This is a genomic window from Streptomyces sp. NEAU-YJ-81 (assembly GCF_017592595.1).
GTDB lineage: Bacteria > Actinomycetota > Actinomycetes > Streptomycetales > Streptomycetaceae > Streptomyces > Streptomyces hygroscopicus_B.
The window spans coordinates 115,284-140,691 of record NZ_JAGFNO010000016.1; the positions used below are offsets into that span (position 1 = coordinate 115,284).

Annotated in this window: 17 protein-coding genes and 1 tRNA gene; 14 read left to right on the forward strand and 4 right to left on the reverse strand. The window is 72.8% G+C overall.

The genetic code is table 11. The annotated features are described in order from the left end of the window. Window positions 1-57: 57 nt before the first annotated feature. The 5 genes from J5X86_RS29325 (at window position 58) to J5X86_RS29345 (ending at window position 8,458) form a co-directional block, all read left to right on the forward strand. Window positions 58-1,713 carry a beta-N-acetylhexosaminidase gene (locus tag J5X86_RS29325; RefSeq protein ID WP_208519718.1) on the forward strand — a complete coding sequence of 552 codons (1,656 nt, stop codon included), beginning with the start codon at window positions 58-60 and terminating at the stop codon, window positions 1,711-1,713. A 325-nt stretch (window positions 1,714-2,038) separates the two neighbouring features. Then, window positions 2,039-2,938, forward strand: coding sequence for a xanthine dehydrogenase family protein subunit M (locus J5X86_RS29330; RefSeq protein ID WP_043237255.1), 900 nt, complete (start codon window positions 2,039-2,041; stop codon window positions 2,936-2,938). Next, a complete protein-coding gene (locus J5X86_RS29335) occupies window positions 2,935-5,100 on the forward strand; it encodes a 2Fe-2S iron-sulfur cluster-binding protein (protein WP_308124770.1) in 2,166 nt (721 codons plus the stop codon). Before J5X86_RS29330 ends, J5X86_RS29335 begins: the two co-directional genes overlap by 4 nt. Continuing rightward, on the forward strand, window positions 5,097-7,418 hold the full coding sequence (locus J5X86_RS29340) for a xanthine dehydrogenase family protein molybdopterin-binding subunit (protein WP_208519720.1): 2,322 nt from the start codon (window positions 5,097-5,099) through the stop codon (window positions 7,416-7,418). The genes J5X86_RS29335 and J5X86_RS29340 overlap by 4 nt, the downstream gene beginning before the upstream one ends. Window positions 7,419-7,657: 239 nt before the next feature. Next, window positions 7,658-8,458 (forward strand): polysaccharide deacetylase family protein, encoded by an 801-nt coding sequence (locus tag J5X86_RS29345; protein ID WP_208519817.1) that lies wholly within the window; start codon window positions 7,658-7,660, stop codon window positions 8,456-8,458. Window positions 8,459-8,509: 51 nt separating this feature from the next. On the opposite strand, the gene gntA is transcribed toward J5X86_RS29345, so the two are convergent. Beyond that, window positions 8,510-9,202, reverse strand: coding sequence for a guanitoxin biosynthesis heme-dependent pre-guanitoxin N-hydroxylase GntA (gntA, locus tag J5X86_RS29350; RefSeq protein WP_208519722.1), 693 nt, complete (start codon window positions 9,200-9,202; stop codon window positions 8,510-8,512). 319 nt (window positions 9,203-9,521) lie between these two features. After that, the gene (locus J5X86_RS29355; RefSeq protein WP_308124771.1) at window positions 9,522-13,607 is read right to left on the reverse strand and encodes an amino acid adenylation domain-containing protein; all 4,086 of its coding nucleotides are present in this window, start codon (window positions 13,605-13,607) and stop codon (window positions 9,522-9,524) included. Window positions 13,608-14,159: 552 nt separating this feature from the next. Here J5X86_RS29355 and J5X86_RS29360 point away from each other — a divergent pair. After that, window positions 14,160-15,275, forward strand: a complete 1,116-nt coding sequence (locus J5X86_RS29360) for a PP2C family protein-serine/threonine phosphatase (protein WP_208519818.1) — start codon at window positions 14,160-14,162, stop codon at window positions 15,273-15,275. A 169-nt stretch (window positions 15,276-15,444) separates the two neighbouring features. Here J5X86_RS29360 and J5X86_RS29365 read toward each other — a convergent pair. Beyond that, a tRNA-Cys gene (locus J5X86_RS29365) sits at window positions 15,445-15,519 on the reverse strand. 147 nt (window positions 15,520-15,666) lie between these two features. Next, complete coding sequence (locus J5X86_RS29370; protein ID WP_208519724.1) at window positions 15,667-16,542, reverse strand: alpha/beta fold hydrolase; 876 nt, start codon at window positions 16,540-16,542, stop codon at window positions 15,667-15,669. Window positions 16,543-16,723: 181 nt separating this feature from the next. On the opposite strand from J5X86_RS29370, the gene J5X86_RS29375 reads away from it, so the two are divergent. The 8 genes from J5X86_RS29375 (at window position 16,724) to J5X86_RS29410 (ending at window position 25,121) form a co-directional block, all read left to right on the forward strand. Further along, window positions 16,724-17,629, forward strand: coding sequence for a LysR family transcriptional regulator (locus J5X86_RS29375; RefSeq protein WP_119989020.1), 906 nt, complete (start codon window positions 16,724-16,726; stop codon window positions 17,627-17,629). Window positions 17,630-17,742: 113 nt separating this feature from the next. Beyond that, window positions 17,743-18,339 carry a cysteine dioxygenase family protein gene (locus tag J5X86_RS29380; RefSeq protein ID WP_208519725.1) on the forward strand — a complete coding sequence of 199 codons (597 nt, stop codon included), beginning with the start codon at window positions 17,743-17,745 and terminating at the stop codon, window positions 18,337-18,339. A 2-nt stretch (window positions 18,340-18,341) separates the two neighbouring features. Then, complete coding sequence (locus tag J5X86_RS29385) at window positions 18,342-19,406, forward strand: putative sulfate exporter family transporter (RefSeq protein WP_243981798.1); 1,065 nt, start codon at window positions 18,342-18,344, stop codon at window positions 19,404-19,406. A gap of 593 nt (window positions 19,407-19,999) precedes the next feature. After that, window positions 20,000-21,526, forward strand: a complete 1,527-nt coding sequence (locus tag J5X86_RS29390) for an MFS transporter (RefSeq protein WP_208519728.1) — start codon at window positions 20,000-20,002, stop codon at window positions 21,524-21,526. A 41-nt stretch (window positions 21,527-21,567) separates the two neighbouring features. Further along, window positions 21,568-21,765, forward strand: coding sequence for a ribbon-helix-helix protein, CopG family (locus J5X86_RS29395; RefSeq protein ID WP_014061073.1), 198 nt, complete (start codon window positions 21,568-21,570; stop codon window positions 21,763-21,765). Further along, the gene (locus tag J5X86_RS29400) at window positions 21,766-22,149 is read left to right on the forward strand and encodes a type II toxin-antitoxin system death-on-curing family toxin (protein WP_208519729.1); all 384 of its coding nucleotides are present in this window, start codon (window positions 21,766-21,768) and stop codon (window positions 22,147-22,149) included. Window positions 22,150-22,260: 111 nt separating this feature from the next. Beyond that, on the forward strand, window positions 22,261-24,057 hold the full coding sequence (locus tag J5X86_RS29405) for a DEAD/DEAH box helicase (protein WP_208519730.1): 1,797 nt from the start codon (window positions 22,261-22,263) through the stop codon (window positions 24,055-24,057). Between the two features lie 422 nt (window positions 24,058-24,479). Continuing rightward, on the forward strand, window positions 24,480-25,121 hold the full coding sequence (locus tag J5X86_RS29410) for an IclR family transcriptional regulator (RefSeq protein ID WP_059144494.1): 642 nt from the start codon (window positions 24,480-24,482) through the stop codon (window positions 25,119-25,121). Window positions 25,122-25,408 lie beyond the last annotated feature (287 nt).

Consider the following 25,408-nt stretch of genomic DNA (forward strand, 5'->3'; position numbering starts at 1 on the left):
GCTGTCAACGCGCCGGCAAGCGCCTGCAGGCGCCGACAAGGGCCGATGAGGGAGCAGATGACACACGACGCCGCGGGGCTGATCCCCGCGCCCCGCCATGACCAGAGCCGTACGGGCCGCGCGGGCGCGCGGATCCACCCGCGGCACACCGCCCTGGCCGCCGGCCCCGGCACCGAGGGCGTGGCGCGCCTGCTGCGCACCACCCTCGGCCAGGCGCTCGGCCTGTCCCTGCCGGACGGCGAACCCGGCGGCCCCGACACCGTCACGCTGCGGATCGACGCCGCGCTGGAGCCCGAGGGCTACCGGCTCACCGTCGCCGACGGCCGGGTGGAGATCGCGGGCGGCACGGCCGCGGGCGTCCACTGGGGCACCCAGACGCTCCGTCAGCTACTGGGCCCCGACGCCTTCCGCCGCGCCCCGCTCAGGGACGCGGAGACCGGCTGGGAGCTGGCGGAGCGGACGGTCGAGGACGCGCCCCGGTTCGCCTGGCGCGGGCTGATGCTGGATGTGGCCCGCCACTTCATGCCCAAGGACGGCGTCTTCGCGTATCTCGACCTGCTCGCCGCCCACAAGCTCAATGTCTTCCACTTCCATCTCACCGACGACCAGGGCTGGCGCGTCGAGATCCGCCGCTATCCGAAGCTGACCGAGACCGGCGCCTGGCGTGAGCGCACCAAGCTCGGCCACCGGGCGTCCCCGCTGTGGGACGAGCGGCCGCACGGCGGTTACTACACCCAGGACGACATCCGCGAGATCGTCGCCTACGCCGCCGAGCGGCATATCACCGTCGTGCCGGAGATCGACATTCCCGGGCATTCGCAGGCCGCCATCGCCGCGTACCCGGAGCTGGGCAACACCGATGTCATCGACACCGCCTCCCTCGGAGTCTGGACCACCTGGGGCATCAACCCGAACGTACTCGCCCCCACCGACAACACGCTCCGCTTCTTCGAGCACGTGCTGGAAGAGGTCCTGGAGCTGTTCCCCGGCACCTTCGTCCACATCGGCGGCGACGAGTGCCCCAAGGACCAGTGGAAGGCGTCCCCGGCCGCCCAGGAGCGCATCCGCGCGCAGGGCCTCGCCGACGAGGACGAGCTGCAGAGCTGGTTGATCCGCCACTTCGGCCACTGGCTCGCCGAGCGCGGGCGCCGGCTGATCGGCTGGGACGAGATCCTCGAGGGCGGCGCGCCCGACGCCCCGCTGCCCGAGGGCGCCGCGGTCTCCTCCTGGCAGGGCTACGCGGGCGGGATCGCCGCCGCGCGGGCCGGCCATGACGTCGTCATGTGCCCCGAGCAGCAGGTGTACTTCGACCACCGGCAGGCTCCGGGCGAGGACGAGCCGGTCCCGATCGGCTATGTCCGCACCCTGGAGGATGTCTATCGCTTCGAACCGGTTCCACCGCAGCTCACCGGCGCCGACGCGGACCGGGTGCTGGGCGCCCAGGCCAATGTCTGGACCGAGGTGATGGAGGACCGCCGGCGCGTCGACTACCAGACCTTCCCCCGGCTCGCCGCCTTCGCCGAGGTCGTCTGGTCGGCGCTGCCGCCCTCGTCCGAACGGGACTTCGGGGCATTCCAGGGGCGCATGGAGGCACATTACGCGCGTTTGGACGCGCTCGGCGTGAGCTACCGCCCGCCCGCCGGGCCGCTTCCCTGGCAGCGGCGCCCCGGCCTGCTCGGACGCCCGCGCGAGGGAGCGCCCCCGATCGTGTGAGCCGCCCCGCCGCGGCCGGGGGCACCCCCGGCCGCGACCGGGTAGCCGGGCCCTGAAAAAGGTGCGCGCCGACGCTCCGCCGCCCCTGAGAGCGTAGTCCCTCCGGCGCAAGACCAAATCGCACAAGGGTCCCTGAAACGTGGCAATCCACTCCCGCCGGAGAGGTCGCCCCAAACCCGTACCATCCCCCAGGTCAGGGACGGATCCACGGATCACGGACCCCCACGACGGCGGGCTCGCAAGATGTGCCAGAGTTGCCACGTCCGGGCTGTCAGCACGTACCGTACGGCGCAACAGCCGGGACACCGGGGAAGGGGCAGCTGGGTTGACCACGCACGCACCGCAGGCGGCGCACACGGTGACGTTGCCGGGCACGCTCGACGAGGCCGTGGCGGCACTGGCCGCCATGCCCGCCGCCGTGCCCGTGGCGGGCGGTACCGATCTGATGGCCGCGGTCAACTCCGGCCTGCTGCGGCCCGCCGCGCTCGTCGGCCTCGGCCGGATCAGCGAAATCCGAGGCTGGCGCTATCTGGACGGGCACGCCCTCCTCGGCGCCGGACTCACCCACGCCCGGATGGGCCGCCCCGACTTCGCCGCGCTGATCCCGGCGCTGGCCGCGGCCGCGCGGGCCGCCGGACCACCGCAGATCCGCAACGCGGGCACTCTCGGCGGCAACATCGTCACCGCCGCCCCCACCGGCGACGCGCTGCCGGTGCTCGCCGCGCTGGAGGCCACGGTCATCATCGCCGGGCCCGAGGGGTCCCGCCGCGAGATCCCGGTCAGCCATCTGCTCGCCGGGGTCGATCTGCTGAACCCCGGTGAACTCGTCGGATTCGTCCGGGTTCCGCTGCTGCACGCCCCACAGACCTTCATCAAGGCCACCGGGCGCACCGGGCCCGGCCGGGCCACCGCCTCCGTCGCCCTCGTCCTCGACCCCGCGCGGCGCGGGGTGCGCTGTGCGGTCGGCGCGGTCGCGCCGATGCCGCTGCGCCCCCTGGACGCCGAGCGCTGGGTCGCCTCGCTCATCGACTGGGACGGCGACCGCGGCCATCTCGATCCGCAGGTCACCACCGCTTTCGGCGAGTACGTCGCCGCCGCGTGCATCCCCGATCCGCTGCCCCCGCAGGACGGAAGCGAGCCGGTCCCCCTGCCACCTGCCGCGATCCACCTGAGGCGTACCGTGGCGGCCCTGGCCCGCCGAGCTCTGGGGAGGGCACTCGCGTGAGTGATGAACAGCAGCCGCACCGGCCGGATCCGGGAAGCGGATGGCAGCCGATGCCGCACGGCCCGGAGTACGACGCCGAGTCGACGGCCTTCGTACAGCTGCCGCCCGACTACGCCCACCCGGACCCGACCGATCCGTCCGGCCGTTGGGACCCGCTCGCGGCGCCCGGCACCGGCTACGCGCCCCCGCCGATGGACGTGGGGCACGGTGACCCGTCCCATGGCGGCCAGTGGCAGCCGTCCGCCCATGGCCAGGGTGCGGTCCACGACCAGGGCATGACCGGGCACTGGACCACCGCGGAGACCGACGGCGGCTACCTGTACGGCGGCCACCACGATCCGCACGGCTCCGTCCAGTGGCCGGTGCCCACCGAGGACCAGCAGGGTCACCACCCGCCGCACACCGGCCACTGGCCGGCTCCGGCGGCCGAGGAGCCGGTGGACGACTGGCCCGTGGACGACTGGCCGGTGGACGACTGGCCGGTGCCCGCCTCGTCCGACAACGGCGCGGGCGGGCCCGTGCAGACCAGCCAGTGGACCATCCCGGTCGCGGGCGACGAGGGTGTGGACGAGACCGGTGAGTACCGGGTCGACGACCACCCCGGCCCGGCCGCGCCTCCGTACGGCGGCCACGCGGACGGCCCTCAGGACCCGCAGACGACGGCCCAGTTGCGGATGCCCTTCGCCGGGCCGGCGCCCCGGCAGCAGCCGCACCAGCCGCACCAGCCGCACCAGCCCGCGCCCGGGCAGCAGCAGGGGCACAGCGGCCAGTGGTCGGTTCCGGCCGCCGAGGAGGGCGCGGAGGACTCCGGGGAGTACGCGGTCGAGGGCCACCCGGGCCCGGCCGCGTCCGCCCCGCCGGCCACGCCCACGCAGCCGCCCGCCCGCCGTCGGCTGCGCATGCCCGACCGACAGGACCCGGCGTGGCCGGGGCCCTCCGCCGGGGACTCGGGCGAGTTCGCGGCCGAGGGGCACCAGGGGCTGCACACCCCGCCCCGTGGCACCCCGCCCCACAGCAGCCCGGCGCCCGATGAGCGGACGCCCGCCGACGGCCCCGGGCGGCGGCCCGGCGGTCCGGCCGCCGGGGACTCCGGCGAGTTCCCGGTCGACGGCCAGCACGCCGGGCTGGAGACCCCGCCGCACGGCAGCCCGGCGCCCGGGCTGCCCCAGGAGACGAGCTGGCCCGGCGCGTTCACGGACGACCGGTTCACGGACGACCGATTCGCGGACGACGCCCATGGGCACACCCCGCACCCCGGCCCCGAGGACGACGCGGGCCGCACCGACGCGCCCGACGCCGTGCCGAGCGCCGCCGAGGCCGCCGCCGAAGCGCTGCCGGACGACGCCGAGCCGGAGCCCGCCGAGCCCGCGGCCGAGCCGGAACCGGCCGCTGCCGAGGGCGAGTTCGCGGCCACTGAGGCCGCCGCGGCGCCCGCCCCGGCCGGGACCCCGACGGAGGCTCCCGAGGCCGCTGACGCCCCCGCCGAGCCCCTTACGGACCCCGGTTCCGCCCCGGCCGCCGATGAGCAGCCGAGCCACAGCGAGCATCCGCTCGCCTCCTACGTGCTGCGCGTCAACGGCGCCGACCGCCCCGTCACCGATGTCTGGATCGGCGAGTCGCTGCTCTATGTCCTGCGCGAGCGCCTCGGCCTCGCCGGGGCCAAGGACGGCTGCTCGCAGGGCGAGTGCGGGGCCTGCTCGGTCCAGGTCGACGGGCGGCTCGTGGCCTCCTGCCTGGTGCCCGCCGCCACCGCCGCGGGCAGCGAGGTCCGCACCGTCGAGGGCCTCGCCACCGGTGGACAGCCCTCCGACGTCCAGCGGGCGCTCGCCGAGTGCGGGGCCGTGCAGTGCGGCTTCTGCGTGCCCGGGCTCGCGATGACCATGCACGACCTCCTCGAGGGCAACCACGCCCCCACCGACCAGGAGACCCGCCAGGCGATCTCCGGCAACCTCTGCCGTTGCTCCGGCTACCGCGGGATCCTCGACGCCGTCCGCGAGGTCGTAGCGGGGCGCGAGGCCGCCGACGAGGCGGCGCAGGCCGAGCCGGACGGCGGACCCGACGCCCACCAGGACCCGGCCCGTATCCCGCACCAGACGGGACCGCACGGCATCACCGGCAACGGGAGCGTCAACGGAAGCGGTAGTGGAAGGGCATCGGCATGACCGGAATCGCGGACGGCGGGGGCGCCGTCACCGCCACCCCCGCCGCCGGAACGCCCATCCAGCCCCCGTCCACCATGGGCCTCGGCGTGTCCCTGCCGCCCGCCGACTCGGCGGCCAAGACCTCGGGCACCTTCCCGTACGCGGCCGACCTGTGGGCCGAGGGCCTCCTGTGGGCCGCCGTGCTGCGCTCCCCGCACCCGCACGCCCGCATCGTCTCCATCGACACCACGCAGGCCGACGAGATGCCCGGCGTACGGGCCGTGGTGACCCACGCCGACGTGCCCGGCGACGCCTCCCACGGCCGCCGGGTCGCCGACCGTCCGGTCTTCGCCAAGGACCTGGTCCGCCATCACGGCGAGCCCATCGCCGCGGTCGCCGCCGACCACCCCGACACGGCCCGGCTGGCCGCCGCCGCCATCGCCGTCGAGTACGAGGTGCTGGAGCCGGTCACCGACCCCGAGCAGGCGTTCTCCGCCGAGCCGCTGCACCCCGACGGCAATCTGGTCCGCCATATCCCGCTGTCCTTCGGCGACCCGGACGTGGTCGGCGAGGTCATCGCCGAGGGGCTGTACCGCATCGGCCGTCAGGACCCGGCGCCCATCGGCGCCGAGGCGGGCCTGGCCGTGCCGCGCCCCGACGGCGGGGTGGAGATCTACACCGCCTCCACCGATCCGCACGCCGACCGCGACCTGGCCGCCGCCTGCTTCGGGCTGGAGCCGGAGCGGGTGAAGGTCGTCGTCACCGGCGTCCCCGGCGCCATGGGCGAGCGCGAGGACCCGGGGATGCAGCTACCGCTCGGGCTGCTGGCGCTGCGCACCGGACATCCGGTGAAGCTGGCCGCCACCCGTGAGGAGTCCTTCCTCGGCCACGCCCACCGCCACCCCACCCTGCTGCGCTACCGCCACCACGCGGACTCCCAGGGCAAGCTGGTCAAGGTCGAGGCGCAGATCCTGCTGGACGCGGGGGCCTACGCCGACTCCTCGGGCGACACCCTGGCCGCCGCCGTCTCCTTCGCCTGCGGCCCTTACGTCGTCCCGCACGCCTTCATCGAGGGCTGGGCCGTACGCACCAACAACCCGCCCTCCGGCCATGTGCGCGGCGAGGGCGCCATGCAGGTGTGCGCGGCGTACGAGGGCCAGATGGACAAGCTGGCGGCCAAGCTGGGCATCGACCCCCTCGAGATCCGGATGCGCAATGTGATGGCCACCGGCGATCTGCTGCCCACCGGACAGACCGTCACCTGCCCGGCCCCGGTCGCCGAACTGCTGCAGGCCGTAAGGGACGCACCGCTGCCCGCCCTCCCCAAGGACGACCCCGAGGAGGAGTGGCTGCTGCCGGGCGGTCTGGAGGGCGCGGGCGACCCGGCCGCGGTGCGGCGCGGGGTCGGCTACGCCCTGGGCATGGTCCATATGCTCGGCGCCGAGGGGGCCGACGAGGTCTCCACCGCCACCGTCAAGGTCACCGGCCCGGTGGCCACCGTGATCTGCGCGGCCGTGGACACCGGCCAGGGCTTCGCCACTCTGGCCCGCCAGATCGTCCAGGACGTCCTCGGCATCGAGGAGGTCCATATCGCGCCCATCGACACCGACCAGCCCCCGGCCGGGCCCGCCTCGCGCGGCCGTCACACCTGGGTCTCCGGCGGTGCGGTCGAACGGGCCGCGAAGATGGTCCGCACCCAGCTCCTCCAGCCCCTCGCGCATACGTTCGGCATGTCGACCGAGCTGCTCAGCATCGCCGACGGCAAGATCACCTCGTATGACGGGGTGCTCAGCACCACCGTCGAGGAGGCCCTGGAGGGCAAGGAGCTGTGGGCCACCGCGCAGTGCCGTCCGCATCCCACCGAGCCACTGGACGAGACCGGGCAGGGTGACGCCTTCGTCGGGCTCGCCTACTGCGCGGTGCGCGCCGTGGTGGACGTCGACATCGAGATCGGCGCGGTACGGGTCGTCGACATGACGGTGGCCCAGGACGTGGGCCGGATCCTCAACCCGCGTCAGCTCAGGGCCCGTATCGAGGCGGGCGTCGCCCAGGGCATCGGCGCGGCCCTCACCGAGAACCTGCGCACCTCGCGTGGTGTGGTCCGCCACCCGGACCTGACCGGCTACGCCCTGCCGACCGCCCTGGACGTCCCCGACATCCGCATCGTCAAGCTGGTCGAGGAGCGGGACGTGGTGGCCCCCTTCGGCGCCAAGCCGGTCAGCGCGGTGCCGGTGGTCACCTCCCCGGCAGCGGTGGCGGCGGCGGTCCGCGTGGCCACCGGCCGTCCGGTCAACCGCCTCCCGATCCGCCCCCAGGCGGCGGTCGTCAACCGGGGCTAAAGCGCCCGCGGAAGAGGCCGCGGGAGGGGTTAGTGGAAGAGCCTGGGGGAGGGCCCGCGGGAGCGCCTTGAGAGCCCGCGAGCGTGCCCTGAGAGCCCGCGGGAGGGTCCGCCGCCCGCGCCTCGTTGTTCCGTGGCGCGGGATTGTGCGAGCCGTGTAACAGAGGGATCCCTCTCCGCCCCAGCTCCATCCTCCTGGATGCCATAGCGGCACAGGAGACAATGGGGAGCGAGGCGGACATGGCGCGGCACCGGATCATGGGGGCGAATGGCCGAGTGGTGGTGGCGGCGTTGGGTGTGGCGGGGGTGACCGCCCTGGCCGCCGTGTGGACCGCCCAGGCCGGAACCGTCGCGGGGCCGGGTGCGTCACCGACGTCGAAGCCGACGCCGATCGTGGGCCAGACCTCCAAGCCGGACCCCGAGCTGCCCGCTCCCGTGGTCAACATGGACATGGCCCACGCCTCCGACAAGGGCGCCAAGGGCGTCAACATCACGATCGACGACGGTCCGGATCCGACCTGGACCCCGCAGGTCCTCCAGGTGCTCAAGGCCAACGGCGTCAAGGCCACCTTCTGCATGGTCGGTCCGCAGGCTCAGGCCCACCCGGACCTGGTCAAGGATGTGGTCGCGGACGGACACCGGCTGTGCGACCACTCCATGTCGCACGACACGACGATGGGCGGCAAGTCACCCGCCTACCAGTCCAAGGAGATCCTCGACGCCCAGCGAATGATCACCAAGGCGTCAGGGGGCGTCAAGCCGCTCTACTACCGTGCCCCGGGCGGTGCGTTCACCCCGTACAGCCGTCAGATCGCCGCCTCGCAGGGCATGCGGCCGCTGGGCTGGAACGTGGACTCCGAGGACTTCAAGCAGCCGGGGGTCGCGGCCATGGTCAACACCGTCAAGAACGAGATCTCCAGCGGCCCCACCGTGCTCTTCCACGACGCGGGCGGCGACCGCAGCCAGACGGTCGAGGCGCTGGGCCAGGTCCTGCCGTGGCTGAAGCAGCAGGGATACAGCTTCGGTTTCCCGGTGCGCTGACGGTCGTTCCCGCGGCCCGCGTCCCCATGGCGGGGACGCGGCCGGGCCCTCTCAGGCCGGGGACGGACCCGTCAGCGCGGGCTCGCGCTCGTCCTCCCGGGCGGCGAACGGGCACTGCCAGTCCGCGGGCTTCGGGCGGCCGGAGTAGCGGCGGGCCTCGGAGAGCTGCTCGTACTCGAGCAGGTTGGGGTTTATGTCGCCCTGGAGCTGGATGTCCTGCTTGCGGATCTTCTCCACGAGGCGGTCCCACATCTCGGCGCCCTTGATGCGGTCGAACTGCTCATGCGAGTTGAAGGCCAGCATCGGGAAGGGAGGGCGGCGGCCCCAGCGGCGGTGGGTCTCGTGCAGACCGATGACGAAGAAGGGGTGACCGGCGACGCTGTAGGCGAACTCGCCGGCTTGCGGATCGGACGAACAGCCCTCGGCCCAGCGATAGGACCGGGCGTCCTGTTCGTGGAGTAGCTGGAGCTGTTCCCACAGCAACTCCTCGAACCGCAGCTCATCCACCCCGCGAGGCCGCTCGAAGGTCGCGATGAAGCTCGTGAACGACCGGTGGCTCCAGTCGGCCGAGTCCACAAAATCCGCGAGATCGAATGCCATCGGCCGGGCCGAATCCTCGGATCCCATCAGGTCGTAGTGACGATGGGTGATGCCACCCTTGCGCCAGGCGGACCGTCCCGCCAGGCAGGCGAACCGGTCCCCCAGGATGAACCGCTCCACCTCGTCACGTGCGTCCACTGTCATGGCGAGCCTTCCTTCCAACTACGTGCCTCCTCGCCGGGAGTTCATCTCCTTCGCCACATTCGAAGGCGCGCACCGAGAACCTGCGCACCTCGCGTGGTGTGGTCCGGCAGCCGGACCACCGGCCGTCCGGTCAACCGCCTCCCGATCCGCCCCCAGGCGGCGGTCGTCAACCGTACGTAGCCGATGCGTCCGTAAGGCGCCGACCGTACGTAACCGACGCGTCCCTAAGGCGGCGTCGGCCGTGGGCGCCCCGCCGTCGCGGGGCGCCCGTTTTCCGCGCCCGGCTTTCGGGCTCGGCTTCCGTGCTCGGCTTCCGTGCTCAGCGCATGGCGGCCGCGCTCAGTACGGGGCGGTCGTGCTCGGCCGGGCGGCCGGTGCCGAGCGCGGGGCGGCCGGGTTCGAGCGCCGCCGCCACCACCGGGCCGATCCGGGCCAGGGACTCCTCCCGCATCATCCGGTAGTGGTGGTCGGGGACGCCGTGCACCGTAAGGGCGCCGTCCACGAAGGGGCGCCAGGAGTCCGGCACATGCAGCGGATCGCGCCGGTAGCCGGGAATCTCCTCCGCCGCGTAGAACAGCAGCATGTCGCCGTGGAACCGGTCGGGCGCGAACTTCCGCATCAGCTCCTGGTCGTTGAGCAGGATGTCGAGCAGCGGGAAGCTGGTCTCGCCCTCCAGCAGCCGGGCGGGCAGCCCGGTCTCCCGGCAGAGGTCCGCCACCAGGTCGGCGGTGCCGTCCGCTCCGTCGGGGTGCGCCTCCAGCCAGCCCGGGGCGAAGATATCGCCGCCCCCGATATCGTCGAGCAGCACCCCCAGCCACTGACGCTTGCTGAGCTCCGGTGCCTCGGGCAGCGCCTGGGCGTTGTCGGGGTAGGCGTCGACCACGGCCAGCACGGCGACCTCCTCGCCCTCGGCCTGCAGCCGGGTGGCCATGGCGTGCGCGATCAGCCCGCCGAAGGACCAGCCGAGCAGATGGTACGGACCGGCCGGCTGGACGGTCCGGATCTGCCGCAGATAGTCGGCGGCCATCTCCTCGACGCTCGCCGGGAGGACGTCCGGTTCGGTCAGCCCGCGCGCCTGGAGGGCGTACACCGGCTGGTCCGGGGCGAGATGACGGAGCAGCCCGGTGTACGACCAGCCGAGACCGCCGCCGGGGTGGACGCAGAACAGCGGCGGGCGCCGCCCCTCGCCGCGCAGCGGCAGCAGGATGTCCAGCGGCTGCTGCCGCTGCGCCTCGGCCGGTCCCGCGGTGTCCAGGCGGGCCACCAGCCGGGCGACGGTCGGCGCCTCGAAGAGGTCGCGCATCGACAGCTCGGTGGCCAGCGTGGCGCGGGCCTGGCTGGCCAGCTTGGAGGCGAGCAGCGAATGGCCGCCGAGCAGGAAGAAGTCGTCGTCGATGGTGACGCCGTCGACGCCCAGGACCTCGCCGAAGAGCGCGCACAGCGTCTCCTCGCGCGGAGTGCGGGGCGCCCGGCCGCCCGTGGCGGCCTCGAAGGAGGGCGCGGGCAGCGCGGCGCGGTCCAGCTTGCCGTTGGCGTCCAGGGGAAGGGTGCCGAGGACCACGACCGCGCTGGGCACCATGTGCTCGGGCAGCACCTCGCCCAGCGCCTCGCGGGCCGTGGCGGCGTCCGGCGGGGTGTTCCCGGTGGCCGTCACATAGGCGACCAGCCGCTGGTCGCCGGGCCGGTCGGTGCGGACCGCCGCGGCGGCCTCGGCGACCTGGGGGAGCGTCCGCAGCGCCGCCTCGACCTCGCCCAGCTCGATGCGGAAACCGCGGAGCTGGACCTGGCCGTCGGTGCGGCCCACGTACTCGACGTCGCCGTCCGGCAGCCGGCGGGCCAGATCGCCGGTGCGGTACATCCGGGTGCCGGGCGGGCCGTAGGGGTCGGCGACGAACCGCTCGGCGGTCAGGGCCCGGCGGCCCAGATAGCCGCGGGCGAGCTGCGCCCCGGACACGTACAGCTCGCCGGTGACCCCGGCCGGGCAGGGCTTCAGGGCGGTGTCGAGGACGTACATCCGGGTGTTCCACACCGGCCGGCCGATCGGCACCGGCCCCTCACCGCCGGGCGCGGAGGGGTGGTGGGCGATCTGGATGGTGGTCTCGGTGGGCCCGTAGAGGTTGTTCAGCGGCACGCCGGGGAACCGCTCGTGGAACCGCTCGGCGGTCTCGCGCGGCAGCGCCTCACCGCCGCTGGAGGCCCGCCGCAGGATGCCCGCGCAGGCGTCGGCGGCGGCCGGGTCGGCGAGGAACGCCTGGAGCATCGACGGTACGAACTGGAGCGCGGTGATGCCCTGTTCGCGCACCGTGCGCGCCAGATACGCCGGGTCCTTGTGGCCGCCGGGCTTGGCGACCACCAGGGTCGCGCCGCTGAGCAGCGGCCAGAAGAACTCGCAGACCGAGGCGTCGAACCCGGCCGGGGTCTTCTGCAGCATCCGGTCGCCGGGGGCGAGGCCGTAGGCGTCCTGCATCCACTCCAGGCAGTTGGCGACGGCCCGGTGGGGCACGAGGACGCCCTTGGGGCGGCCGGTGGAGCCCGAGGTGTAGATGATGTAGGCGGGGTGCTCGGGGTCGATCGCCACCGCCGGAGCGGAGACGTCTCCCGCGCCCCGGGCGCCCGTGATGTCCACGACGTCCAGCAGCAGCCGCCCCACACCGTGGCGCGCGGGCAGCGCCCCGGCGCTGTCGGCACGGGTGACGACGAGGGCGGGGCCCGCGTCGTCGAGCATGTACGCCAGCCGCTCGGCCGGGTAGTCCAGGTCCAGGGGCAGATACGCGGCCCCCGTCTTCAGCACCGCGATCAGCGCGATGACCAGGTCGGCGGAGCGGGGCAGGGCCACGCCGACGGTGCGCTCGGGCCCGGCGCCGCGCGCGATGAGCACCCGGGCCAGCCGGTTCGCCGCCCGGTCCAGCTCGGCGTAGCTGAGCACGGTGTCATCCGCTGTGTCGGCGCAGACCAGGGCCTGGGCGTCGGGAGTCCGGGCGGCCTGGGCCGCCAGCAGCTCCGGGAGGAGGGCGCCGGAGGTCGGATGCGCCGTCTCGCCCGGCGCGCCCAGGACCCGCAGGCGCTCCTCGGCGGACAGCAGCTCCAGGGAGCCGACGGTGCGCTGCAGGTCGGAGATGTCGGAGAGGGAGCGCAGCAGGCCGAGAAAGCGCTCCCGGTGGGCGATGAGGGCGTCCTCGGTGTAGAGGTTGGAATTGGCGTTGAGGTCGATCCGGATACCGGTGCCGTCGGACCGGTCGTATCCCATGATCGAGAGGTCCTCGACGGTTCCGTTGGAGAGGTTGTGGCCCTTGACCCGGTGACCGGCGAAGTGGAAGTCGTAGTCGTACGTCATGATGTTGACGTGCGGGCCGAGCAATCCGTTTCCGCCGTCCGGAAGTCGCAGATCCCGGGCCAGGTCGATACGGCGGTAGCGCTGATGGCGCAGGGCCTGCCTGACTTCCCGTGAGATCTGCCGTACCAGCTCCCGTATTCGCATATCGGCGCGCACCTGGATGCGCAGCGGCACCACATTGGCGAACATCCCCGGAATGGCACGGGCGGTGGCATCGGTACGGCCCGAGACCGGCAGCGTCAGAATGATGTCCGATTTACCGGTCAATCGATGCAGATAAAGGGAGGTCGCTGCGATGATCATAGCCGACCAGTGGGTGGCGTATTTACGCGCGGCGGCCCGCAGCTCGACCGCTTCCTCCTCGGTCAGGTAGGCGGTCTGCCGGAGGACGGTGGAAAGTTCCCTGGTGGGGTGGGTGGAAAGCCGTGCGGGGCGCGGGGAATCGCCGACGTGTTCCAGCCAGTACGCGCGGTCTTTGGCGAAATCCGGCGAGGCCCGGTATTCCGCGTCCTGGTCCACCATCGCCTGGAGGGAGCCGAAGACCGTTTCCCCCTCGGCCGGTTCGGTCCCCGCCACGAGCGCGGTGTACACCTCGGCGGTCCGCCGGCCCAGCAGGGCGGCCGATCCGGCGTCCGACACGATGTGGTGCGTGCCCTGGTACCAGAGGAAGCGCTCGGGCTCCACCTTCAGCAGGGCGAAGGAGAACGCGGGGTAGTCGCCCAGCTTGAGCGCCCCCGTGGCCAGGTCGTTCTTCATCCACCGCTCGGCCGCGGCCCAGGGGTCGTCCTCGCCGGTGAGGTCCAGCTTCGGCAGCTCCCAGTCGGTCACCGGGTCCAGGATCTGCCAGGGCTCCCCGTCGTCCTCGCCGACCCGCACGTTGTAGGGCTCGGCCTCCGCCACGGCCCGGCGCAGCGCCCGCTCGAATATCTCGTTGTCTATCGGTCCTTGTATCTCCAGGTACTCGCCGACCCTGAAGGTGGTGCTCTCCGGCGGCTCCAGCTGCTCAATGAACCAGATCTCACTCTGGCCGGTCGAGAGCGGCAGACGGGCGGCCGGTGCGGCGGGCTGCACATTTCCCCCATTGAGGATGGAACCACGGTCGAAAAAGGTGCCTGTCGACCGGGAGTCGTTTTCCACGCGGCCGCAGGCACCACACTGACCCTATGAGACGCAATTGCACTCAGTGAGGGGGTCAGGAGACCGTTCGGTGGCGAGAGTGTGAAAATCGCCGAAGCCCTAGGGATTTACCTGGGGTATCCCGGTGCCGAGACGGCTGGATGGCGTGGATGAGCATGCGTCAGGAGGGCGCGTGTGTCCAGAGCATGGCCGAGAGTTCACCGAGCGGCAACGCATTGCGCGGACGCCCATGAGGGCGCCCGCGCAAGGTGTGTGGAGGCCGTGGCGGGAATCGAACCCAGGTAACTCGATTGAGCGCTTCGGCCGGCGAGTCCGAGAGTTCTTGGCGAGCCGGTTCGCGTCCACGGCTCGGCATGCCTTCCCGAGGGCGACGAACGGACTTCCTCGGCCCTCCCCGCCGGCCGCCGTTCCGTGCGACCTGCCCGGCCCCGCCGCAGGAGTACCGTGGAGACAGACACCAGGGGTGGCGCCAAGGCGGGAAAAGACGTGGCGGAAGCGGAGACCGACTACGCGGCGGTGTTCCAGGCCCTTCCCGGGGCGGTGGCACTGCTGACCCCGCAGTTGATCTACGCGGACGTGAACGAGGAGTTCCTGCGCACCTTGGGCCGCACCCGCGAGCAGGTCATCGGCAGCTACCTGCCCGACGACTTCCGCGACAACCCGGGCGACCCTGCGGCGGCCGTCGTGCCCAACATTCAGGCGTCACTGCTCCGGGTGGCGGAAACCGGTGAGCGCGACATCCTGGCGCTGCAGCGGGCCGACGTGGAGAACTCTGACCGGCCCGGGGTACGGGAGGAGCGGTACTGGACCTGGACCAACGTTCCCGTCTTCGGTCCGGATGGGCGGGTGGCGCTGCTGCTGCATCGGGTGGAGGAGGTCACCGAACTCATCCGCGCCCGCGAAGTCGCGCTGAGCTTGCAAGAGGCCATGCTGCCCGTTTCCTGCCCGGCCGGGCGCCACCAGGCGGCCGTACGCTACCGGCCCGCTGTCGACACGTTGCACGTCTGCGGCGATTGGTACGACCTGGTCGACCTGCCCGGCGACCGCATCGCGATCGCCGTCGGCGACGTTGTCGGCCACGGTCTGTCCGCGGCCAAAGTCATGGGACAACTGCGCAGCGCGCTCAGCGCCGCCTGCCGCGCGGCCGACGGCCCCGACGGAGCCCTGGAAGTCCTTGGGCTGTACGCCCGCTCCATCGCCGGCGCTGAGAACACCACAGTGGCCACGACGTTCGTCGACTGGGACACCCACACCGTCACCTACAGCAGCGCCGGCCACCCTCCACCGGCCCTCCTGCGGAGGGACGGCACCGTGGAGTTCCTGGACCGGGCCACCGACCCCCCACTCGGCGCCCGCCCTGAACACGCACCCCGGCCCCAGGCCACCGCGCCCTTCACCGAGGGCGCCGTCCTCGCGCTGTACACCGACGGCCTGATCGAGCGCCGCCGCGAAGACATCGACACGGGCCTCGCGCGGCTCGCCGATTCCCTGGCTCGCCACCAGGCAGCCGACCCCGAAGCGCTCGCCGACGCCCTGCTGGCCGACCTGCTCCCGCCCGGCGGAGTCACCGACGACACCGCCCTGGTCATCGAGCACCTGTGACCGGCCCGCCACCTGCGCGACAGTGCACGCTGTTCGGACAACACGGGCGCCTGAGAACGGGACTGGCCAACTGGAGCGCCAACTGGCTTCCCAATGGAGAAGTGAGACGGACAGGACCAAGGGGGCACCCCGCAATGGCGCTGTCCCCGCATTTACCCCGGTCAGAACTTGGAGGCCGTGGCGGGAATCGAACCCACGTAACTCGATTTGCAGTCGAGCCCCTCAACCACTCGGGCACACGGCCGATGTCGTGCTCTGTTCCCGACGATAGGACGGGGGTGGGGCGGGCACAACGCCAAGGCGGGGGCTGCCATACGACTGACACACTGCGTTCATGGCCGCCGGATGCGCCCGCCCGGATGCGCCCGCCCGGGGGCGGCCGGGCCCCGGCTCACGGCGCGGGGCGATCCGCCAGGAAGTCCTCGACCACCTGGCGGAAGAGATCCGGGTCGTCGACCCACGGATAGTGGCCCACCCCGGGCAGGGGTCGCACTTGCCCGTCCGGGAAGGACTCGGCGACCAGCTCCCCGGCCCGCATCCCGGTCACCGCGTCCCGGTCGCCGGTGATCGCCAGCACCGGGCACGGCACCTCGCGCAGCCGGGCCAGCACCGCGCGCCGCCCCGCCTCGTCGACGCCCTGCCAGAATCCGGCCCGCGGCACCGGCCCGAGCTGCTCGCCCTCGCTCTCGGCGTGCGCCCGCTGGGGCTCCTCCCAGCGGCCGTACGCCATGGGGGCGGCCTGCAGCAGCAGCCTGCGCATCTCGGCGAGGTCGGTGGTGTCGGGCAGCAACTGGACCGCCGTGTACGCCTCCTGAAACCAGGGCTCGTCGGTGCGGGACTCGAAGATCTCCCTGGCGTCCTCGGGGAGTTGGCCCTGCAGCCGCGCGCCCGGGCAGACCACGATCAGCCGGCCGAGCCGCTCGGGGTGGGCGGCCGCGTACGCCTGGGCCGTCGCGGCGGCCGCGTCATGGGCGAGCAGCGGGAAGCGGGCGAGGTCCAGATGGCGGCGGAGCCCTTCGAGGTCCTCGGCGAGCCCCGGGAAGGCGTAGCCACTGGGGTCGACGGCGGGCGGGGAGTCCCCGGTGCCGCGGCTGTCGGGGATGACGAGGGTGTGATGGGCGTTCAGTCCGCCGAGGTCGCCCAGATACGCGGCGCTGCGCCCCGGCCCGCCCGCCAGGCAGATCAGCGGCGGCCCCGCTGAGCCGTCCCGGGCCTCCAGGACGCGGTAGGCCAGCTCGGTTCCGTCGTACGAGGTGTAGTGCGGCATGGAGTCAGCTTGCCCCAGCATCGTCATCTTGACCGTGCTTGACCGGGGGGCGTGGTGTGCCGGGTGTGGCGCATGAGCCGTGGGTGGCAGTCCGCGTGACGCAAAAGCTTCGGTTGGGGCGATCTTGTGCAGACCCAAATTACGCTTATGGTTTCCGTCCGCTTCTCCGTATGATGCGCGTGTGTTCGATTCCCGGCACGTCAAGACGTTCCACGAGGTGGTCCGCTCCGGCTCCTATTCCGGGGCCGCCCGCGCGCTCGGCTACACCCAGCCGGCCATCACCCAGCAGATGAAGGCGCTGGAACGGGCCGTCGGCAGTCCACTGTTCATCCGGGTCGGCCGCGGGATGCGGCTGACCGAGGCGGGGGAGACCCTCGCCCGTCACGCCGACACCATCCTGACCAGCATCTCCACCGCCCAGCAGCAGATGAACGCCATCACCCGGCTGCGCTCGGGCCGAGTGCGGGTCTGCGCCTTCCCCAGCGCCAACGCGACCCTCATCCCCGAGGCCATGGCCCGGCTCGCCGCCGCCCATCCGGGGGTGCGGGTGGAGCTGCTGGAGGGCGAGCCGCCGGACTCGCTGGGGCGGGTGGTGCGCGGGGAGTGCGACATCACGCTCGCCTTCACCTATCCCGGGCTGCGCGAGGAGACCCCCGCCGAGCTGGTGGAGATCCCGCTGCTGGAGGACCAGCTGACGGTGCTGCTGCCGACCGGGCATCCGCTGGCCAGACGGCGGGCGGTCAAGCTGGCGGAGCTGAGCGAGGAGCGCTGGATCGCCGGGTGCCTGCGGTGCCGCGCCAACTTCCTGCACGAATGCGCGGAGCAGGGCTTCGCCCCGGACATCGCCTTCACCACCGATGACAATCTGGTGGTGCAGAGCATGGTCGCGGCGGGGCTCGGCGTGGCGATGATGCCGGGGCTGGTGCTCTCGTTCCTATGCCACCAGAAGGTCACCGGGCGCGCCCTGGACCCCGCCTCGCGCCGCCATGTCTCGGCGTATGTGCTGCGCGAACATCTGGAGATACCGGCCACCGCGCGGGTGCTGGAGGAGCTTAAGACGGTGGCGGGGAACCGGGTCGGATGCTGAGCCCGGCCGTGCGCTGACCGCCTGACCATAAGCGCAATCCATAAGCAGAGCTTGGGGATGGCTCAACAACCTGTCGTTGGACGTGATGGAGCGGGCGGCAGGGCGCTGCCACCATGAGCACCCCGACCGCGTATCCGTCCTCCCGTCTTCTCACGGCACGCCTCGGCGAGTTCGTCGGCGACGTCCGCGAGGCCGTCGACCGGGGTCTGGCGCCCGATGTGACCGCCTATCTGGTCGGCGAGCGGCTCGCGCCCCACCTCGGCGCGGCCGATCTGCTCACCCCGGGGCAGCGCGAGGGTGACCCCGACCGCTACCGCCAGCACGTTCTGCACGCCGAGCCCGACGGCAGCTTCTCGATCGTCGCGCTGGTGTGGCTGCCCGGCCAGCGCACGGCGATCCATGACCATGTGTCCTGGTGTGTGACCGGCGTCCACGAGGGCGAGGAGCACGAGCGGCGCTACCGCCTCGTGCCCGACGGCCCGGGCTCGCGGCTGATCGCGGTGGAGGACGTGGTCAACCCGCGGGGCGCGGTGTGCGGTTTCGCGCCGCCCGGAGATATCCACAGAGTGTGGAACGCCTGCGGGACGAAGGCGATCTCGATCCATGTCTACGGGGCGGACATCGCCCGCCTGGGCAGCAGCGTCCGGCGGGTCTACGACCTTCCGACGGCGGACGAGGCCCACGGCCCTTCGACGGCGGACGGCCAGTGACGCTGACCGCCGCGCCCGGCCGGGCGCGGCAGGCCGCCGGATGGCGGCCGCCCGCCACCGCGTACGGGCTCGGGCTCGCCACGGCCGGGGTCGCGACCGCCTGGGGCGTCCACCGGCTGCTCCCCGCCGTACCCCTGCTGACCGCCGCCGTGGTGCTGGGCATCGTCGCAGCCCATCTGCCGGGGGCGCGCGGACTCGTCCGGGGCGTCTGCCGCGCCGGGCTCTCCTTCGCCGGGAAGCGGCTGATGCGCCTCGGCATCGTGCTGCTCGGCCTCAAGCTCAGCCTGAACGATGTGCTGGGCCTCGGCTGGGCCACCGTGACGATGGTCCTGGGCGTGGTCGCGGCCACCTTCTGCGGCACCTGGTGGCTCGGCCGCCGGATGGGGCTGCGCGGCGATCAGCCACTGCTGATCGCGACCGGCTACTCGATCTGCGGGGCCTCCGCCATCGGCGCGGTGAGCGAGGTGTCGGAGAGCGACGAGCGCGATGTGGCCACCTCCGTGGCGCTGGTGACGCTGTGCGGCACGCTCGCCATCGCCGTCCTGCCGCTGCTTCAGCACCCCTTGGGGCTGGACGACGTGGCGTTCGGCAGGTGGGTGGGCGCGAGCGTGCACGACGTGGGCCAGGTCGTGGCCACCGCGCAGACCGCCGGGCCGGCGGCACTGGGCGACGCGGTGCTGGTCAAGCTGGTGCGGGTGGCCCTGCTCGCCCCGCTGGTCGCGGCGCTCGCGACGTCCGTACGGGCTGGGGAGCGCGCCAAGGCGGCGGCGGGCGAGGGGACGGCGGCGGGCGAGGCGGCGAAGCGGCGGCTGCCGCTGGTGCCGCTGTTCGTCCTCGGCTTTCTCGCGATGACCGCCCTGCGCAGCACGGACCTCCTGTCCACCGCCGCGCTGGACACCGCCGCCACGGCCCAGGAACTCCTCCTCGCCGCCGCCCTCTTCGGCCTCGGCAGCGCCGTCCACCTCCCCTCACTCACCCGCACCGGCGCCCGGGTCGCGGCGCTGGGGCTGTGCGCCTGGGTGGTGATCGCGGGGGCGTCGTACGCGGGGGTGCTGCTCACCATGTAGGGCCGGGGACGGCCAGGGGTGCCGGGGTACGGCAAGGCCTGGAGCGCCGGGCGCGCGGCCCCAGGGCCGGGGGTGCTGCTGCCGGGGTGCGGCCATGGGTGCGGGGGGCACGGTCAGGGCCGGGGGCGCGGCCGGGGCCCGGGCTACGACCAGAGCCAGGGGCGCCGGGGGCGCGGCGAGACCCGGAGTGCCGGGGCGCCGGCCAGGGGCGCGGGCGCGCGGCCCCGGAGCCGGGGGTACTGCTACGGGTGCCGGGTGCGCAGCCAGGATGGTGGAGGTGCGGCCAGGGCCGGGGGTGCGGCCAGAGGCTGGGTCGCGGGGTGCGGCTATGGCCCGGATCGTGGCCATGGGCCGGGGTACGGCCAGGGTTGTGGGGGCGCAGCCAGGGGTGCCGGGGCGCGGCCAGGGCCCGGCGTGCAGGCATGGGTGGCGGGGGGCCGCGCCCGTCCGGTGGGCCACGGCGGCGCGCGGCCAGGGTTGTGGGGGCGCGGCCAGGGCCCGCGTCGTGGGCAGGGCGCCCTAGGGCCAACGGCCGAGCTCGGCTCCGTCCCGCGACAGGTGTGACGTCCCGGAACGCCACTTACTCTGACGCCATGACCCCTCGCGACCCGCATGACGCCGACGCCGCCGTCACGGACAGCGCCGCCCCCCTGCCGCCCCAGGCATCCCCCGTCCCACCCGAGCCGCAAGGCGGAGACCTGGACCTGGGCCTGGATCCGGGCCTGGAGGGCGGCGGCGGCACCGGCGACACCGGCGGCACCGTACTGGGGAGGCGCTACCGTGCCCTCACCCTCGGCATCGTCACCGTCGTCTCCCTCATCGCCTTCGAGGCGAGCGCGGTCAATACCGCGATGCCGGTCGCGGCCCGTGCGCTGGACGGGGTCGAGCTGTACGCGTACGCCTTCTCCGCCTACTTCACCGCGAGCCTGTTCGCGATGGCGCTGTCGGGGGAGTGGTGCGACCGCAAGGGGCCGCTGGCGCCGCTGTTCACCGGGATCGCGGCGTTCGCCGCCGGGCTGCTGGTGGCCGGTTCGGCACAGCAGATGTGGATGTTCGTGGGCGGGCGCGCGGTGCAGGGCATAGGCGGCGGGCTGGTGATCGTCGCGCTGTATGTGGTGGTCGGCCGCGCCTATCCGCAGCGGCTGCAGCCCGCCGTGCTGGCGTCCTTCTCCGCCGCCTGGGTGCTGCCGGTCATCGTCGGCCCGCTCGCCGCCGGGACCGTCACCGAACAGGTCGGCTGGCGCTGGGTGTTCCTGGCCATCCCGGTGCTGGTGCTGCCGCCGCTCGCGGTGATGCTGCCCGCGCTGCGCGCCCTGCCCCCGAGCGAGCGCTCCGCGGGCATGAACCGCCGCCGGATCCTCCTCGCGCTCGCCGTCGCGGCCGGCGCCGGGCTGCTGCAGTACGCGGGCCAGGACCTCAGCTGGCTCTCCCTCGTCCCGGCCGCCGCCGGTCTCGCCCTGCTCGTCCCCTGTGTACTGCGGCTGCTCCCCGAGGGCACCTTCCGCGCCGCCCGCGGACTGCCGTCGGTGATCCTGCTGCGCGGGGTGGCGGCGGGGTCCTTCCTGGGCGCGGAGAGCTTCGTCCCGCTGATGCTGGTGACCCAGCGCGACCTGTCCGCGACCGCCGCCGGGCTCTCCCTCACCGGTGGCGGACTCACCTGGGCCCTGGGCTCGTACACCCAGAGCCGTCCCCGCCTGGAGCCGCACCGCGAACGGCTGATGGGTCTCGGCATGCTCCTGATCGCCGTGTCCATCGCCGCGGTGCTCCTGGCACTCATCGACTCCGTCCCGGCCTGGATCGTGGCCGTGGCCTGGGTGATCGGCGGCTATGGGATGGGGCTGGCCATCTCCAGCGGGAGCGTGCTGCTGCTGAAGCTCTCCCGTCCGGAGGACGCGGGCAGCAACTCCGCCTCCCTCCAGGTCTCCGACGCGCTCGGCAACATCACGCTGGTCGGCCTCAGCGGTGTCCTCTTCGTCTCCTTCGGTGGCGGCGATATCGCCGCCACCGGCTCCGCGGCCTCCCACCAGCCGGCCGCGTTCGGCGCGGTCTACGTGGCAATGGCGGCGGTGGCGCTGGTGGGGGCATGGGTGACGACGCGGTTGCGGTCCGTCACCACGTAGTACCACCTTGACCCCACTAGTGGTACCGTTTTGGTATGGCTATGAATCTCCGACTGCGCGACGACCAGCAAGAGGCGCTCAAGCAGCGGGCCGAGGAGGAGGGCCGCAGTATGCACGCCATAGTGCTTCAGGCGATCGATCGGTATCTCGAGCAGGAGGCGGACCGCGAGTCGGTCCAGCGCCTGGGGGCGAAGTACGCGGCACGCCACGCGGACCTTCTGCGGAGGCTGGGGGAGTAAGTGAAGTACCTGACGGTCCAGGAAGTGCTGGACCTGGCGGAAATCGCCTGTGGGGGGCAGCGGATCGCGGTGCGCGATCTGGGGTTGCTGAGCTCGGCTGTGCATCGTCCGCAGTCGCAGATGTTCGGCATAGAGGCGTACACCGACCACTTCGAGAAGGCCGCCGCGTTGCTCCAGTCGCTCGCCGTCAACCACCCGCTGGTGGACGGCAACAAGCGGATGGCGTGGATGTGCACGGTGGTCTTCCTCGACATCAACGGCACCGAGATGCTCGACGTCGACCAGGACGAGGCGTACAAGCTGGTGGTCGGTGTGGCCGCGGGCGCGCTCGAGGACGTGGCGGACATCGCGTCCGGATTGCGGAGGCTGCACGAGGCGATGTGAGTCTGATCCCACCCTCGGGTGGGATCAGCCCGTACCCCGGAGCGTGAACGATGGCACCGGTAGGCTGACGCGGTTCCCGATCGACCTCGCCGAGCCAGCCCGACGGAGACCGTGAGTACTACTGCCGCCTCCACCAGCCATCACCTCTCGCCCGCCTTCCCCGGCCGGGCCCCTTGGGGTACCGCGAGCAAGCTGCGCGCCTGGCAGCAGGGCGCATTGGACAAGTACATCCAGGAGCAGCCGCGGGACTTCCTCGCGGTCGCGACCCCCGGCGCCGGTAAGACCACCTTCGCGCTGACCCTCGCCTCCTGGCTGCTGCACCACCACGTCGTCCATCAGGTGACGGTCGTCGCGCCGACCGAGCATCTGAAGAAGCAGTGGGCGGAGGCCGCCGCACGGATCGGCATCAAACTGGACCCGGAGTACAGCGCGGGTCCGCTGAGCCGGGAGTACCACGGGATCGCCGTCACCTACGCGGGCGTCGGCGTCCGGCCCATGCTGCACCGCAACCGGATCGAGCAGCGCAAGACGCTCGTCATCCTCGACGAGATCCACCACGCCGGCGACTCCCGCTCCTGGGGCGAGGCGTGTCTGGAGGCGTTCGAGCCGGCGACCCGGCGGCTGGCGCTCACCGGCACCCCGTTCCGGTCCGACACCAACCCCATCCCCTTCGTCACCTACGAAGAGGGCAACGACGGGATCCGGCGCTCCTCCGCCGACTACACCTACGGCTACGGCAACGCGCTCTCCGACGGTGTGGTGCGCCCCGTCATCTTCCTCTCCTACAGCGGCAACATGCGCTGGCGGACCAAGGCGGGCGACGAGCTCGAGGCGCGGCTCGGCGAGCCGATGACCAAGGACGCCGTCTCCCAGGCATGGCGCACCGCGCTCGATCCGCGCGGCGACTGGATGCCGAATGTGCTGCGCGCCGCCGACCAGCGGCTGTCCGAGGTCCGTAAGGGCATCCCGGACGCGGGGGCGCTCGTCATCGCCGCCGACCAGGACTCGGCCCGTGCGTACGCCAAGCTGATCCGCGAGATCACCGGCAACAAGGCGACGCTCGTGCTCTCCGACGAGGCGGCGGCGTCCCAGCGGATCGAGGACTTCAGCCACTCCGACGACCGCTGGATGGTCGCGGTCCGCATGGTGTCGGAGGGCGTGGACGTGCCCCGGCTGGCGGTCGGGGTCTACGCGACCACCATCTCCACACCGCTCTTCTTCGCCCAGGCCGTCGGTCGTTTCGTACGGTCGCGGCGGCGCGGCGAGACCGCTTCCGTCTTCCTCCCCACCATCCCGATGCTGCTCGGCTTCGCGGGCGAGATGGAGGTCGAGCGCGACCACGTCCTGGACAAGCCGAAGAAGGACGGCGAGGAGGAGAACCCGTACGCGGAGGAGGAGAAGCTCCTCGAGGAGGCCGAGAAGCAGCAGGACGAGGACACCGGCGAACAGGACCAACTCCCCTTCGAGGCGCTGGAGTCGGACGCGGTCTTCGACCGGGTGCTGTACGACGGCGCTGAGTTCGGCATGCAGGCGCATCCGGGCAGCGACGAGGAGCAGGACTACCTCGGCATCCCGGGGCTTCTCGAACCCGACCAGGTGCAGATGCTGCTCCAGAAGCGGCAGGCCAAGCAGATCGCGCACAGCCGCAAGAAGCCGGACGAAGAGGCGGATCTGCTGGAGCTCCCGGCGGAGCGGCGACCGGTGGTCACCCACAAGGAGCTGCTGGAGCTGCGCAAGCAGCTCAACACGCTGGTCGGGGCGTATGTCCACCAGAGCGGTAAGCCGCATGGCGTGATCCACACCGAGCTGCGCCGGGTCTGCGGCGGCCCGCCGAGCGCGGAGGCGACGGCGGGGCAGATCCGCGAGCGGATCAAGAAGGTCCAGGAGTGGGCGACGCGCATGCGCTGACGCGCGGATCTTTCCCTTCCCGCCCCTTCCCGCAGCATCGATATGTGGTTCCGCCGCGTGGCAGGGGCTCGCCCCTGGACCCCGGGGTCTGGGGCAGAGCCCCAGTTGATGCCCTGCGCAACCCCCTTTCGAAAAATTTCATGAACCGGTCGCAGACCCCCCTTATCAATCCGGACGAACCGGGGTGATTCGGGATGCTCTCATGTCGTTCTCTTTGGCAGCTCTGCTCGGATTCTGGACAAACCCTTCCGCAAAGCGGACCGGCTCGCTAGCGTTCGGGCACGCACACGCCCCGTGGCAGCGCCGCCGCGGAGCGCAGCCGGTGCGTGACCACCGCGACCGGCGGCCTCTTCGCGCGCCGTCGTCGGGACCGACGGGGTACCGCACGAAGAGCCGCCACTCATCACCGAGGAGGGGGCATCGTGACCGCGGAGACCTCTCAGACGCTCGATCGTGGACTGCGCGTCCTCAAACTGCTCGCCGACACCGACCACGGGCTGACCGTGACCGAGCTGTCCAACAAGCTCGGCGTCAATCGCACCGTGGTCTACCGGCTGCTGGCCACCCTTGAGCAGCACTCTCTCGTCCGCCGGGACATCGGCGGACGGGCGCGCGTCGGGCTAGGGGTGCTGCAGCTCGGCCGCCAGGTGCATCCGCTCGTACGGGAGGCGGCGCTGCCCGCGCTGCGCTCCCTCGCCGAGGACGTCGGCGCGACCGCCCACCTCACCCTGGTCGACGGCACCGAGGCCCTCGCCGTCGCGGTCGTCGAGCCGACCTGGACCGACTACCACGTGGCCTACCGGGCCGGATTCCGGCATCCGCTCGACCGGGGCGCCGCCGGGCGCGCCATCCTCGCCGCCCGCGCCGGCCGCCCCGACGACCCCGGGTACGCCCTCACCCACGGCGAACTGGAGGCGGGCGCGAGCGGCGCGGCCGCCCCGCTCATCGGGGTGACGGGGATAGAGGGCAGCGTCGGGGTCGTCATGCTCTGCGACTCGGTACCGGACCGGGTCGGCCCGCGGGTCGTCGACGCGGCCCGAGAGGTCTCGGACGCCCTGAGCTGAGCGCCTGGCGCGGCCCCGGCGCGGAACAGCACGCCGTGGCGGCGGCCTCGATGGACGCGGTGCGCCGTGGCCGCGCGGCACGCCGGTCCTGACCCCGCTGGGGCCCGGCCCGCCTGGGGCCGCGGGCCCCAGCCGACCCGGGCCTGCTTTGCGCGGTCCCGGCGGGGGACAACGCGCTGCGGCGGGGTGGCCCGGGCGTGGCGGTGCGACGGCCGGGGCCCGGTAGCAGGGTGCCCCGCACCTGACGACCCGCGCGCGGCAGCGCTGCGCCCCGCGAGGTGCGGCCG

Bases quoted from the DNA above. Each gene is read 5' to 3' on its own strand.
- J5X86_RS29325 (WP_208519718.1), top strand. From the start codon at position 58: ATGACACACGACGCCGCGGGGCTGATCCCCGCGCCCCGCCATGACCAG.
- J5X86_RS29340 (WP_208519720.1), top strand. From the start codon at position 5,097: ATGACCGGAATCGCGGACGGCGGGGGCGCCGTCACCGCCACCCCCGCC.
- J5X86_RS29345 (WP_208519817.1), top strand. From the start codon at position 7,658: ATGGCGCGGCACCGGATCATGGGGGCGAATGGCCGAGTGGTGGTGGCG.
- gntA (WP_208519722.1), bottom strand. From the start codon at position 9,202: ATGACAGTGGACGCACGTGACGAGGTGGAGCGGTTCATCCTGGGGGAC.
- J5X86_RS29370 (WP_208519724.1), bottom strand. From the start codon at position 16,542: ATGCCGCACTACACCTCGTACGACGGAACCGAGCTGGCCTACCGCGTC.
- J5X86_RS29380 (WP_208519725.1), top strand. From the start codon at position 17,743: ATGAGCACCCCGACCGCGTATCCGTCCTCCCGTCTTCTCACGGCACGC.
- J5X86_RS29390 (WP_208519728.1), top strand. From the start codon at position 20,000: ATGACCCCTCGCGACCCGCATGACGCCGACGCCGCCGTCACGGACAGC.
- J5X86_RS29395 (WP_014061073.1), top strand. From the start codon at position 21,568: ATGAATCTCCGACTGCGCGACGACCAGCAAGAGGCGCTCAAGCAGCGG.